The sequence below is a fragment of the Psychrobacillus sp. NPDC058041 genome, from assembly GCF_042885655.1.
Lineage (GTDB): Bacteria > Bacillota > Bacilli > Bacillales_A > Planococcaceae > Psychrobacillus.
The window spans coordinates 454188-467492 of the sequence record NZ_JBHVRO010000001.1 but is presented as its reverse complement, the minus strand read 5'-3'; the positions used below and the strand labels follow the sequence as shown (position 1 = coordinate 467492).

Annotated in this window: 16 protein-coding genes; 2 read left to right on the top strand and 14 right to left on the bottom strand. The window is 37.1% G+C overall.

Annotated elements, in window-relative coordinates; genetic code table 11:
* Positions 1 to 13: 13 nt before the first annotated feature.
* From acpP to sdaAB, 8 genes are all read right to left on the bottom strand, one after another.
* Entirely contained in the window at positions 14 to 250 is a 237-nt protein-coding gene (gene acpP, locus ACFVR1_RS02110) for an acyl carrier protein (RefSeq protein WP_387579730.1), read from the bottom strand.
* 152 nt (positions 251 to 402) lie between these two features.
* Positions 403 to 1149, bottom strand: a complete 747-nt coding sequence (gene fabG, locus ACFVR1_RS02105; protein WP_387579728.1) for a 3-oxoacyl-[acyl-carrier-protein] reductase — start codon at positions 1147 to 1149, stop codon at positions 403 to 405.
* Positions 1142 to 2092 (bottom strand): ACP S-malonyltransferase, encoded by a 951-nt coding sequence (gene fabD / locus ACFVR1_RS02100; RefSeq protein WP_387579725.1) that lies wholly within the window; start codon positions 2090 to 2092, stop codon positions 1142 to 1144. Before fabD ends, fabG begins: the two co-directional genes overlap by 8 nt.
* Positions 2085 to 3080, bottom strand: a complete 996-nt coding sequence (plsX, locus tag ACFVR1_RS02095; RefSeq protein WP_387579723.1) for a phosphate acyltransferase PlsX — start codon at positions 3078 to 3080, stop codon at positions 2085 to 2087. Before plsX ends, fabD begins: the two co-directional genes overlap by 8 nt.
* Positions 3081 to 3095: 15 nt before the next feature.
* Entirely contained in the window at positions 3096 to 3662 is a 567-nt protein-coding gene (fapR, locus tag ACFVR1_RS02090) for a transcription factor FapR (RefSeq protein WP_387579721.1), read from the bottom strand.
* Positions 3663 to 3820: 158 nt separating this feature from the next.
* Positions 3821 to 5869: an ATP-dependent DNA helicase RecG gene (recG, locus tag ACFVR1_RS02085; protein ID WP_387579718.1), complete on the bottom strand. Its 2049-nt coding sequence runs from the start codon at positions 5867 to 5869 to the stop codon at positions 3821 to 3823.
* Complete coding sequence (gene sdaAA, locus ACFVR1_RS02080; RefSeq protein ID WP_387579715.1) at positions 5859 to 6758, bottom strand: L-serine ammonia-lyase, iron-sulfur-dependent, subunit alpha; 900 nt, start codon at positions 6756 to 6758, stop codon at positions 5859 to 5861. The genes recG and sdaAA overlap by 11 nt, the downstream gene beginning before the upstream one ends.
* Before the next feature lie 12 nt (positions 6759 to 6770).
* Positions 6771 to 7433, bottom strand: a complete 663-nt coding sequence (gene sdaAB / locus ACFVR1_RS02075; protein ID WP_387579712.1) for an L-serine ammonia-lyase, iron-sulfur-dependent subunit beta — start codon at positions 7431 to 7433, stop codon at positions 6771 to 6773.
* 135 nt (positions 7434 to 7568) lie between these two features.
* Between sdaAB and ACFVR1_RS02070 the strand changes: the two genes are divergently transcribed.
* Positions 7569 to 7817 carry a hypothetical protein gene (locus ACFVR1_RS02070; protein ID WP_387579709.1) on the top strand — a complete coding sequence of 83 codons (249 nt, stop codon included), beginning with the start codon at positions 7569 to 7571 and terminating at the stop codon, positions 7815 to 7817.
* A 226-nt stretch (positions 7818 to 8043) separates the two neighbouring features.
* On the opposite strand, the gene ACFVR1_RS02065 is transcribed toward ACFVR1_RS02070, so the two are convergent.
* Together ACFVR1_RS02065 and ACFVR1_RS02060 are read right to left on the bottom strand one after the other, a co-directional pair.
* The gene (locus ACFVR1_RS02065; protein WP_387579707.1) at positions 8044 to 9699 is read right to left on the bottom strand and encodes a DAK2 domain-containing protein; all 1656 of its coding nucleotides are present in this window, start codon (positions 9697 to 9699) and stop codon (positions 8044 to 8046) included.
* Between the two features lie 16 nt (positions 9700 to 9715).
* A complete protein-coding gene (locus tag ACFVR1_RS02060; protein ID WP_387579704.1) occupies positions 9716 to 10078 on the bottom strand; it encodes an Asp23/Gls24 family envelope stress response protein in 363 nt (120 codons plus the stop codon).
* Positions 10079 to 10505: 427 nt separating this feature from the next.
* Here ACFVR1_RS02060 and rpmB point away from each other — a divergent pair, with 427 nt between their 5' ends.
* Positions 10506 to 10694 carry a 50S ribosomal protein L28 gene (rpmB, locus tag ACFVR1_RS02055; protein ID WP_387579702.1) on the top strand — a complete coding sequence of 63 codons (189 nt, stop codon included), beginning with the start codon at positions 10506 to 10508 and terminating at the stop codon, positions 10692 to 10694.
* Between the two features lie 292 nt (positions 10695 to 10986).
* On the opposite strand, the gene spoVM is transcribed toward rpmB, so the two are convergent.
* The 4 genes from spoVM to rsgA are packed head-to-tail and all read right to left on the bottom strand — an operon-like array spanning position 10987 to position 13302.
* A complete protein-coding gene (gene spoVM, locus ACFVR1_RS02050; protein ID WP_387579700.1) occupies positions 10987 to 11082 on the bottom strand; it encodes a stage V sporulation protein SpoVM in 96 nt (31 codons plus the stop codon).
* Between the two features lie 14 nt (positions 11083 to 11096).
* Complete coding sequence (locus ACFVR1_RS02045) at positions 11097 to 11753, bottom strand: thiamine diphosphokinase (RefSeq protein WP_387579697.1); 657 nt, start codon at positions 11751 to 11753, stop codon at positions 11097 to 11099.
* A complete protein-coding gene (rpe, locus tag ACFVR1_RS02040; RefSeq protein WP_387579694.1) occupies positions 11750 to 12418 on the bottom strand; it encodes a ribulose-phosphate 3-epimerase in 669 nt (222 codons plus the stop codon). The genes ACFVR1_RS02045 and rpe overlap by 4 nt, the downstream gene beginning before the upstream one ends.
* A gap of 2 nt (positions 12419 to 12420) precedes the next feature.
* Positions 12421 to 13302 carry a ribosome small subunit-dependent GTPase A gene (gene rsgA, locus ACFVR1_RS02035; protein WP_387579691.1) on the bottom strand — a complete coding sequence of 294 codons (882 nt, stop codon included), beginning with the start codon at positions 13300 to 13302 and terminating at the stop codon, positions 12421 to 12423.
* Between the last annotated feature and the right edge of the window lie 3 nt (positions 13303 to 13305).

Below are 13305 nucleotides of genomic sequence, written 5' to 3'. Positions count from 1 at the left end.
GGCGTATTTGATCTTAGCCTTGTTTGCTTTCAATATAGCTAACTGCACTACCTACAGTTGAAATGTTTTCAGCATCTTCATCTGAAATTTCCATATCGAACTCATCTTCAAGTTCCATAACTAATTCAACAACATCAAGAGAGTCTGCACCTAAATCATCGCGGAAAGATGCTTCTAATTTTACTTCGCTTTCATCTACACCTAGACGATCCACGACTACTTTTGTAACGCGTTCTAAAACTGTTGACACATTTGTCACCTCCCCTCAATGATTATACAAAAAACTCCACCTTAAGGAAAGAGCATTTCTTTTCAAACTGAATGAAAACGCTTGTTATTCAGATACATCATAAAAGTTTTAGGCTTACAATGAAGAATGCAAAGCTATCTCATCAGTCGAATTTACATATACATGCCGCCATTAACATGTAGAGTTTGACCAGTTATATAGTTCGCATCATCTGAAGCTAAAAACGCTACCGCTTTTGCAATATCATCCGGATTACCGAACTTAGAAAGTGGAATTTGACTTAACATTTGTGTTTTCACTTCTTCTGGAAGTGCATCAGTCATATCTGTTGTAATAAAACCGGGAGCGACAGAATTCACTGTAATATTACGGCTCGCTAACTCCAAAGCTGTTGACTTAGTTAAACCAATTACCCCTGCTTTTGCAGCAACATAGTTTGACTGCCCTGCATTTCCAGAAACACCAACAATAGAAGTAATATTGATAATACGCCCATGACGTTGCTTCATCATTTGTCGAGTTACCGCTTTTGTGCAAAGAAAAACACCTTTTAAGTTTGTGTCTAACACATCGTCCCATTCTTGTTCTTTCATGCGCATAAGTAGATTATCGCGCGTAATTCCAGCGTTGTTTACTAAAATATCAATCGATCCAAATTGCTCTAACGTTGCACTAACTAAACTTTGAACATCTTCTGCTTGATCTACATTTGCTTGTATCACAAATGCCTCTCCACCAAGAGCTTTAATTTCTTCTACAACTGCTTCAGCTTTATCTTTACTTCCACTATAGTTAACCGCAACTTTCGCACCTTCTTTTGCAAGGTAAAGCGCTATATCTTTCCCTATTCCACGTGATGCACCTGTTACGATTGCTGATTTACCATCTAATTTACCCATTCTTAACATCCCCTAATTCAGTAATTACTTGTTGCAACGTTTCCTCATCAAAGACGCAATAAGTAGTAACAGAACGATCGATTTTTTTCACTAATCCACTAAGTACTTTTCCAGGTCCACATTCGATAAATATAGTTACACCAAGCTTGATCATTTCCTGCACAGATTCTTCCCATCGTACCGGTGAATATAGTTGCTCGACTAGTAAATTTTTCATATTTGAAGCTTCTGTTACCGGTTGTGCCGTAACATTTGAAATGACAGGCGTTTTAGTGTCTCGTAATGTAAGAGCTGAGATAGCAGTATCTAATTTATGTGCAGCAGGTCTCATTAATTCAGAATGGAATGGTCCACTTACAACTAATGGTATTGCTCTTTTCGCACCTGCTTCTTTCGCTTTTGCAGATGCTAATTCCACTCCAGAAGCTGTTCCGGAAATAACAATTTGTCCCGGGCAATTTAAATTGGCTACTTGCACAGTTTCCCCACTTTCGGAGACTTCCTTTGTGACTTCCACTAAAGTGTCTTTATCTAAGCCTAAAATCGCCGCCATAGCCCCTTCACCTGCTGGTACTGCTTCATTCATATATAAACCTCTTTGGTGAACTAATAAAACGGCATCTTCAAAACTTAAAACATTTGATGCAACAAGTGCTGAATATTCTCCTAAGCTATGACCTGCTGTATAATTTGGCGAAATTCCAGCTTCCAATAATTGTTTTGCAATCATAGTACTTGTCGTCAGTAAAGCAGGTTGTGCGTTATACGTCTTTGTCAATTCCTCCGCAGGTCCTTCTAGCATAATGTTAGAAAGTGAAAATCCTAATACTTGGTCTGCTTGGTCATAGAATTTTTTACTATCATGGTCACTTTCAATAAGTTGTTGACCCATTCCAACTGATTGTGAGCCTTGTCCTGGGAAAATAAATGCAATTTTAGTCATTAGATAATTCCTTTCGTAAAGTACTTTGTATAATTCCACAAACATCATATTCTACCATTGTTCTCGCTTGTCGAATAGCATGAAAAATAGCATTAGCATTGGACGAACCATGCGCTTTTATGACAGGAGCTTTTAAACCAAATAAACCTGCTCCGCCATATTCTGAATAGTCTAATTTATTTTTCAAACTTCGCAGTTCGTCTTTTACTAAAAGTGCAGATATCTTCGTTTTCATTGAAGTATTAAATGCCTCTTTTAATAAAGTGAATATCCCAGATGCAGTTCCTTCAATCGATTTCAATACCATATTACCAGTAAATCCATCTGTTACAACAACATCTGCAACACCAGTCAGTAAATCTCTAGATTCCACATTCCCAACGAAATTTATTGGAGCTTCTTTTAATAATGCATATGCTTCTTTTGTAAGTTCATTTCCTTTTTTATCTTCCGTACCTATATTTAACAATCCAACTCTTGGTTTTGTAATACCACGAACCTTCTCGGCATAGACACTACCCATTACTGCAAACTGGGCTAAGTGTTCCGGTTTCGCATCTGAATTTGCACCTAAATCTAGCATAACAAAACCTTTGCCATCCAGAGTAGGCAAAGTTGGAGCAAGCGCAGGGCGATCTACTTGATCTATACGCCCAACAACAAATAAACCAGCTGCCATTAAAGCACCGGTATTTCCAGCAGAAACACATGCATCAACTTCTCCATTTTTCACTGCTTCCGCCATTTTTACCATGGAGGAATTTTTCTTTTTTCGGACGGCACGTACTGGTTCATCTGTTCCTTCAATAATCTCATCCGTATGTATCACTTCTAATCGATCATGTTCAGTTACTACGGAAGATAGTTTTTCTTTATCTCCATATAATTGAATATGTAGATCATCAAATGCTTGTAATGCTTGATATACCCCTTTTACTATTTCATGTGGGGCATTGTCTCCACCCATTGCATCAATTGAAATTTTCATATGTCATCACCTTATTTAAGAATTTGTCACTCTATACATGCTGAATTGACCAACAAACACAGTGTCATTTTCCACTTTACTTGTTACTTCAATGAGAGTCGTGTTTTTTTCCACGTCATTTGAAATTACTATTGCTTTCGCAATTATTCTGTCGCCAGCCTTAACGGGTTTAACAAATGTAATCGTAGATTTTCTTGTAAGCGCAAGCTCATCATTTATTACCGCAACTGCTAATGAATTTGCCTGAGCAAATAAATGATGGCCCCTTGCAATTCCGTTTCTCGCAAACACATGATCTTTAGTAATATCCAATAATGAAATGGCTTGTCTATCTAAATCAATGTCGATAATTTCTCCTATTACTTCATCAATTGGAAGTGATTTCACTTCTTCTCCAAAACTATCGGTAGCGACAGATTTTATCCGTTCACGTAATTCTGGAATGGAAAGCTCCATTCGATCTAGACGAATCGTCTGCACACTCACTTTAAAAGTTGCAGCTAAGTGTTCATCTGTAATAAAAGGGGTTTTATCTAATGTATCTAAAAGTAGTTTTTGTCTTTCTTTTTTTGTATATTTCATCCAATCACCACCGTTTTAGCACTTGGTACTAATATCAGTATATAAATATTAAAAAAAGAATGCAAGAATTGATTCAAATTCTTGCATTCACATATTATTTTTTATTCAAGAGAATTCGCAGAATAAATGAAGAATATTTTATTTGTTAAGAGTCAAACTTAATCTATTCGTTCACCGTCTAATGCTTTGGAGTTTATTAATATTGTGCGAAGGCTTTCCATTTCTTTCGAATTCCAAAATTCGTCCGAGTTCAATAGCTTTTCCGCATCTAATTTTGCTGTATTTAGCGCACGATAATCATGAACAAGATCCGCTACTTTAAATTCAGGCAAACCACTTTGCTTTCTTCCGAAAAAATCACCAGGTCCTCGTAATTCTAAATCTTTCTCTGCCAAAACAAATCCATCATTTGTTTCTGTCATAGAAGTCATTCGTTCTTTTCCTTCTTCTGACTTAGGGTCTGCTAGCAATATACAATAAGACTGATGCTCTCCACGACCTACACGTCCTCTTAACTGGTGTAGTTGTGCAAGTCCAAAACGCTCTGCATCAAAGATAATCATAAAAGTAGCATTTGGTACATTCACTCCAACTTCTACAACTGTTGTGGAAACAAGTACTTTTACTTTCCCTTCCGAAAAGTCTCTCATCACTTGCTCTTTTTCATCTGGATGAAGGCGACCATGCATTAATCCTACCGAGTATTCCGCACCCAAATCAGAGGACATCATATTGTACACATCTACCGCATTTTGAACATCCAGTTTTTCAGACTCCTCAATAAGTGGACAGATAATATAGGCTTGTCTTCCATTCGCTAATTCTTTTCTCAGACGCACTATAATTTTGTGGAGTTGATCATGCTTCATCCAATGTGTATCTATTTTCTTCCGTCCAGCAGGCATTTCGTCAATAATCGATACATCCATTTCACCAAAGGCAGTAATCGCTAAAGTGCGAGGTATCGGAGTTGCCGTCATGAATAACACATCCGGATCTTCCCCTTTTTCCTTCAGCACTCTACGTTGTTCTACACCAAATCGATGTTGTTCATCTGTAATTACTAAGCCTAGTTTTTTAAAGGTAATATCTGGTTGAATCAAAGCATGCGTACCGATTAACAAATCAATATTTCCTGCTTCTAAATTTTCTAATACTGCTCGACGTGCCTTTACTTTTGTAGAACCTGTAAGTAGTGCGATTCGAATACCGATAGGAGATAGCCATTCATCTAATGAACTAGCATGTTGCTCCGCTAGAATTTCAGTTGGTGCCATAAGAGCCCCTTGAAATCCAGCAGTAATTGCAGCGTACAAACAAATAGCTGCAACGATTGTTTTCCCTGACCCTACATCGCCCTGCAACAAACGATTCATTCGATGGGGTTCTTTCATATCTCGACAAATTTCATTCACTACTCTTTTTTGGGCTTGAGTAAGTTCATACGGCAACGATTCAATTAATTTTTTAACTAAATCATTATTGAATGCAATATTGTTTCCAACATTTTGTTCTTTCCGCACTTTTTTGATAGCTTGCATCTTAAGCTGAAAAATTAGAAGTTCCTCATATACAAAACGTCTTCTAGCATTTTTAGAATGTGCTAGATTTTGTGGAAAATGGATTCCTTCTAAAGCTTCCGATATGGTTGGCAATTTATAAGAGAGCCTTATTGAATCAGGTAAAGGATCTATTAAATATCCATCCACTTCATCTAATGCTTGTCGCATAAATTTACGGAACGTTTTTTGATTAATAGAACCTTTTAGTGAATAAACTGGTTCAAAATCCTGTTGATCTGTTTTTGGACCCGCTGAAAAAGTAGAAACATTAATCACTTGTCTACCACGGTCCCATTTTCCTGTAACTGTAATGATAGAACCTGGAATAATTTTAGTTTTTAAATATGCTTGATTGAAAAATACAGCTTTTATAAGATGCTGACCTGCTAGTAAACGAACTTGTAATCTCGATTTACTTTTCCCTAAAAAAAGAAGAGAAGGTTCACTTTCGACCCTTCCTTCTACCGTTACTCTTTCATTATGTGCAGTCTCTGCTAAATTTTTTAATCGAAAGTCCTCATGTCGATAAGGAAATGTCATTACTAAATCTTCTAAAGAGACAATTCCTAATTCATGTAATGCGTTAGCTGTACCACTTCCCACTCCTTTTAAGGAAGTAACTAACTCATCTTTTTTAGTTTCCATTACCTACAACTGCTCCGCCAAAAATTTTAGCTTCTAACCATTTTCCAGTAGGAGTTGCAGCGAGTCCGCCTCGCGCCGTTTCTTTTAGTGCAGTTGGCATTGTTTGACCAATTTTATACATTGCATCAATAACTTCGTCACAAGGAATACGACTAGTTACTCCTGCAAGTGCCATATCTGCAGCAACTAACGAGTTTGAAGCACCCATTGCGTTTCGTTTCACACAAGGAACCTCCACTAATCCAGCAACAGGATCACAAACTAAACCAAGCATGTTTTTAAGCGTAATTGCAAATGCTTGAGAGCTTTGTTCTGGAGTTCCACCAGCCATTTCTACGATTGCAGCTGCTGCCATACCTGCTGCTGAACCCACTTCAGCTTGGCAACCACCTGCAGCTCCTGAAATAGATGCATTATTCGCCACTACAAAGCCGAATGCGCCTGCATTAAACAAATAACGAATCATCTGTTCTCTCGTTGGATTTAATTTATTTTTCACTGCAAATAAAGTCCCAGGTACTACTCCCGCAGAACCAGCAGTTGGAGTTGCACAGATTGTTCCCATTGCAGCATTTACTTCATTCGTAGCAACCGCTTTGCTTACAGCGTCGAGCATCAATTCACCACATAAAGTATTACCTTTTTGTAGATAATTTTGAAGAAGTACTGCGTCTCCCCCTGTCAAACCAGAAGTAGAACGAACACCTTTTAATCCCTTTTCCACAGCTTCTTCCATCACAGTCAAATTACGATCCATTTGAGTCATAATTTCTTCTCTTGAGCGACCAGTTATCATAATTTCTTGTTCAATCATTATTTCTGAAATCAGTTTTTGCTCTTTATTGGCTAAATCAACTAATTCACGAACATTATGAAATAAAACTTCCATTGTTTTTCCCCCTTAGTCCGCTATTCTTGTTACTTGTGTAATATTAGGTAAAGCAGCTATTTCTTCTAAAACATTAGTCTCAACATTTTGATCGACTTCTATTATCATTAATGCCATATTTCCTTTTTCTTTTCGAGAAACTTCCATATGCCCAATATTTATATCGTATTTAGCTAAACAATTGGCTACGTTTGCAATACAACCTGATCGGTCTTCATGCACTACTAAAATCGCTGCTAAGTTACCTGAAAGTCGAAGTGGAAATCCATTTAACTCCGTTATCTCAGTCTTCCCTCCACCAATCGATATGCCAACCATTGACATTTCCTGAACCCCATCACCAATTACAATACGAGCTGTATTAGGATGTTCGGTATGTGCTGTCTCGGGAACAAATTCAAAAGTAAGCCCCGCTTTTTTTGCATCCTCAAAAGCCGTTTTAATACGTTCATCAAATGTATCGTAATCTAGCAAACCACCAATTATTGCAACATCCGTTCCATGACCTTTATATGTTTCTGCAAAAGACCCATATAAATGTATTCTAGCCCAAGTTGGTTGCTTTCCAAATAAATCCCTTGCTACTCTCCCAATTCGAGCCGCTCCTGCAGTGTGCGAGGAAGATGGTCCGATCATAACAGGTCCAATAATGTCAAAAACAGATTTGAACTTCATTGCCTAGACCCCCAATTTTGTATTTACCTTCTATTTTACACTTTATACTCTTATTAAACAAAAGATTGATTGTATAACACTTATCGTTCTAAGCATCTCGCTATTCCATAAGCACAAATGAATAGAGATGAAAGAATGAAATATTTTTTTAAAAAACCGGGTAAAAAGAAGCCCATTCCTTTTAAAAAGATTAACCTAGAAATGTCGTTGATTTCCGCTATGGCGGACGCTTTTCGCGGGCATGGCTTCAGTCTCCTCGTCACTGCGTTCCTGCGGGGCCTTCCGCTCATGCTATTCCCGCAGAAGTCGCCGCCTCCGCTTCAATCTACTGGTGCACTACTGGAAATGAATAGATTGGTCAGAAGAGATAAAACAACTGTTTAAAAGGAAATAGCGTCCTATGTGTTTAGCAATCTCTGCTTCTTTATTCGTGGATCAACCTATTTTTTCTCTATTTCCACTTGACCTATTGGTAAGCTAAGGAAAATACAATAGTTCATTGATTGGAGCGGAAAGTGTCCACCTATAGCGAGAATCTACCTGTTCGTGGCTGAAGTTTGTATACATATTCTTTTAAAAAGCCACGAGAAAATTCCCTCGTGGCTTGCAATTATTCCACAGATAAAATATATGGATACAAAGGTTGTTTACCGTTATACAATTCAATCTCAGCGTCTTCAAATTGTTCTTCAATAAATGCTGCAAAATTCGAAGCTTCTTCATCCGAAACATCTTCTCCGTAAATGATAGTCACAATTTCAGCATTCTCATCAATCAGAGATTGCGCAAGTTTTGTCGCAGCTTCTTCTCGAGAAGGAGTAGAAAGAATAATTTTACCTTCTGCAAGTGCCATGAAATCATCCTTCTTAATTTCAACACCATCAATCGACGTATCACGAACTGCAAAAGTTACTTGCCCTGTTTTAACATGAGCATATGCTGCAGTCATATTCTTTTTATTTTCTTCTACAGTAGCCTGTGCATTAAACGCTAAAATTGCTGCCATTCCTTGAGGAAGAGTTTTGGTTGGCACAACTGCTGCTTCAATACCTAAAACTTCCGCCGCTTGTTCTGCTGCCATAATAATATTTTTATTATTAGGAAGGATTAATACACGCTCGGCACCTACTGCTTCGATTGCTTTTACAATATCTTCAGTAGAAGGATTCATCGTTTGTCCACCTTCAATGACAGCGGATGCACCTAAGCTTTTTAGAAGTTCTGATATTCCTTCTCCCATTGCAACTGTAACAACCGCGTAAGGATGCACCTCAGCTTTTTGAGTTGGAACTTCCTTCGTATAGCCTTCTCCAACAATTTCAGTATGTTGCTGGCGCATGTTTTCTATTTTAATTTTTATTAAATCTCCAAATTGTTGACCATACGTTAATACCTCACCAGGAGTTTCGGAGTGTATGTGAATTTTGGCAATTTCATCATCTGAAATGACTAGTAGCGAATCGCCATATGCACTTAAATCATTACGAAAAGCTGTTTCATCAAATGCTTTTTTACCTTCTTCGAAACGAACCATAAATTCCGTGCAAAATCCGAACTCAATATCAGCCGTATCCATAAATCCTTGAACATTTTTATGATGTTCAGCATTTACTAGATCGTCCATAGAAGTACTAACAGTTTTTTCAGGCAATTCTTCCCCTTTTAAACTAGCTAAAAAGCCTTCATAAACAAATACTAGTCCTTGTCCTCCACTGTCCACAACACCAACTTCTTTGAGAACGGGTAATAAATCCGGAGTTCGATTTAAAGATGCTTTTGCCTCAATTAAAACTTTTTCCATTAGTGAACAAATATCTTCTTCTGTTCCACTAACTTCTACCGCTTTCTTTGCCGCATCTTTTGCAACCGTTAAAATTGTTCCTTCAACAGGCTTCATTACTGCTTTATAAGCAGTTTCTACACCGTAATTTAAGGCCTGTGCAAATTGCTTTGCATCTAAAGTAGATTGCTGCTCAACAGACTTTCCAAATCCTCGGAATAATTGAGATAATATTACTCCCGAATTACCTCTTGCGCCCATTAGCAAACCTTTCGATAATGCTTGTGCTGTTTTACCAATATGTTCTTCAGTGTGTGCAGCTGTTTCTTTTGCACCAGATGACATGGATAAATTCATATTTGTACCTGTATCTCCATCAGGAACAGGGAATACATTCAAAGCATCTACATAGTCTGCATTTTGAAAAAGGTGATGCGCACCCATCTTGACCATATCTGCAAACTGTATACCATTAATTGACTTCATTATTTTCTCTCCTCATTCACACGCTTGTCACGCGAACCCCTTGTACATATACGTTTACGGATTTCACTGACATACCAAGAGATTTATTTAGTGTGTATTTTACTTTCGATTGCACTTGATAAGCTATTTCTGAAATTTTTATACCGTAACTAACAATTATATAAATATCAATATGTAAGTCGTCTCTTTCATGTCTTACAATTACACCTTTTGTGAAATTTTCTTTTCTTAATATATCTGTTAAACCATCTCTTATTTGATGCTTTGATGCCATACCAACTATCCCGTAGCATTCCATAGCTGCTCCGCCAACAATTTGTGCGATCGCATCTTGTGATATATCAATTTGACCGAATTCATTTTTCAATTCAATTGACATAATGAAACCTCCCAAGTCCTTTTTGACTACCCATAATTGTACTACACCCTTTAAAATTATAAAAGAGAGCGTTTACACTTAATACTATTTCACTGTATATTATATGGGAAGATTGATGATTAAGGAAATATTAATAGAGATAGAGACATTTTAATGACAAAGTACAGTTAATGTGAGATTTTCTATTCGGATACATTCGCTTTCCGCAGGGCGAGCCGATCAACCGTTATCACAGATTTGTTGATCTTAGTATCCTTCCCTTAACCACTCGCATATTGTGCCTGAACAGTTGGCTCAACCTTTAGTGTGTAAAGGTTTTTTTCTTGATAAGCCTTGCACTTAATAAAAGTCTGTGGTAAATTATTAAAGTATGTGAAATATCGAACTGAAAAAAACTTTCAGCTTCTTTTTTAAAGGAGGAAATATAATGCCAAAAGTATGTGCAATCACTGGGCGTAAAGCTCGTTCTGGTAATGCTCGTTCTCACGCAATGAACGCTAACAAGCGTACGTGGGGGGCAAACCTTCAAAAGGTCCGTGTTCTTGTAAACGGTAAACCTAAACGTGTATGGGTTTCTGCTAGAGCTTTGAAATCAGGAAAAGTTGAGCGCGTTTAATCGTTCTCATAATTAATGCCAGGTTGACAATAGTCGACCTGGCATTTTTTCATATCTGGGGAATTATACTTAACTATCTTTTATAAATATAGATATTAAAATAAACAAAAAATTGTCAGAGTGACTAAAATTGCCTCTACCCAATAATAAAGTGTTATTTTGTCCGACTAACCGAAAAAGCATGGAAAGAAGTAATTGTTCACTTCCCTCCTCGCTCTATGTTCGGTAATAGTATTCGTTTCGTATCAATCGTTTTTTCTGCATAAGAATTTAAAGCTATGATTAGCTACTCTTATTCTTTCTTCACTTCTTCTTTTCTAAATATGCGAATACAAACTCTCATAAGACTACTTACTGATTTAGGTAATCTAAATGTGTAGACCTTCACACAATTCCTCCCTTTTAGTCACTGCTTCTTATCATTAAACATATGCCAGCAGTAAAAGAGATAGTACCAATTCGTCCACTTACTTCATTACTTGTAAATTTCGCATTACCTATCGAAATATTCTCTCCGGTTACCTCATATAAAAAATCACGTAGTGAAATATCTTCAACTGTTTCTCCAAATGAGAAGAAGGAGATATATTTATAATAGTTATCCTTCTTGATTTCATGAGTTCCAGGTATTAAAAATTGAATAATATTTTGTTTGTTACGTATATAAAAAACGATCTTAGGATTATTTCTTTGAAACATAAGCACATCATGCAAAACGGCTTCATAATGATCAAGCCTTCCCCCTGTTACACCAGTTAAAATTATTGCTTCTGGATTGTAAGTTAAGGCACGAAGTATAGCTAAATGCGTGTCCGTTTCATCCTTCTCTGGTTGCAAGATGGTCATTTTTTCAACAGTCTGTTTGAGAAAATCGAATTCTTCATCTAATAATGAATCAAAATCTCCGATGATTTCATTTGGAGTAATTCCATTCGATAATAAACGAAGTGCTCCACGATCAGCTCCGATAAATACAGTTTCTTCTTTAGAAAAAGGAAGTTGTTTAAAATCAACAACTTCCTCTACTGGCGCTCCTGAACAAACAATGACGCTTTTCATTTTGTTGTAGCGCTAAGCCCTGCATCTTTTATTGCTTGCAAAGCTTTTCCTTTATCAGGAGCGTTATAAATCGCAGAGCCTGCTACAAAGATCGTAGCGCCAGCTTCTACACATGGGATTATCGTTTCTTCATTTATACCACCATCAATTTCAATTTCAATGGATAAATTCCTTTCTTTCACGATATCCGCTAATTGCTTTACTTTCGGTAATACCGAATGAATAAATTTTTGACCACCAAAGCCAGGGTTTACCGTCATGAATAGAACCATATCTATATCCTCTAATACATGTTGAATCGATTCAACTGGAGTGTGTGGATTTAAAACTACTCCCGGTTTAACTCCAAAAGATCGTATTAATTGAATTGTGCGATGAAGGTGAGGACATGCCTCCACATGAACTGTAATATAATCAGCACCTGCTTTTGCAAAAGCTTCGATATATCTATCAGCGTTCTCAATCATTAAATGTACATCTAAAGGAAGTTTTGTTAATGGTCTTAATGCTTCCACTACAATCGGACCCATTGTAATATTTGGAACAAAGTGGCCATCCATTACATCGATATGAATGAGTTCTGCCCCTGCCTTTTCTACTTCTAATACTTCTTCTCCAAGCTTTGCAAAATTTGCAGCTAAAATAGATGGAGCAATTTTCACCATAATTAGTACCTCGGCTTTCTATCCAGTATTTCATTGAAAAACTGTAAGTAATGTTTATATCGATAATCTTTAATCTTTCCTAACTCAATAGCATCTTTTACAGCACATTTCGGCTCATTTACATGCATGCAGCCTCTGAATTTACATTCATCTTGAATTTCTACAAATTCAGGAAAACAACTGGAAAGCTCTTCTTTTTCCATTAAATCAAATTCAAATGAGCTAAAGCCTGGTGTATCAGCAAGCAAACCACCACAAACTTCTATTAGCTCAACATGTCTCGTCGTATGCTTGCCTCGACCAAGTGCATCCGAAATAACTCCCGTTTTTAAGTTTAGGGAAGGTAATATCGTATTTAATAACGTCGATTTACCAACACCAGACTGTCCCGCGAGCACGGTTGTTTTTCCTTTTAATAAAGGTGTAATTTTGTCATCAAAATGTGGATCGTCTTTAAAAGTCATAAACACTTGATAACCAATTTCTTCGTATTCTTTTATATATTGTTTAATGGTTTCTTCCGCTTTTTCATCTAATAAATCACTTTTTGTTAAACAAATAATTGGTTCAATATGAAATGACTCTAGTACGACTAAAAAACGGTCCAATAATATCGTATTGAAATCTGGTTCCTTCACGGAAAAAACTAATATTGCTTGATCGATATTTGCGATAGGAGGGCGAATAAGGCTATTCTTCCGCTCATGAATGACTGTAATTGTACCGTCATTCTCCCCTTCTACTGTATAATCCACAAAGTCACCGACAAGCGGCGATTCTCCTCTATTTCTAAATACACCGCGTCCTCGGCACTGGATTAACTGCTCGTTATCATACACGTAATAGAATCCACTCAATGCTTTTCTAATTTGTCCTGTTGGCATCCG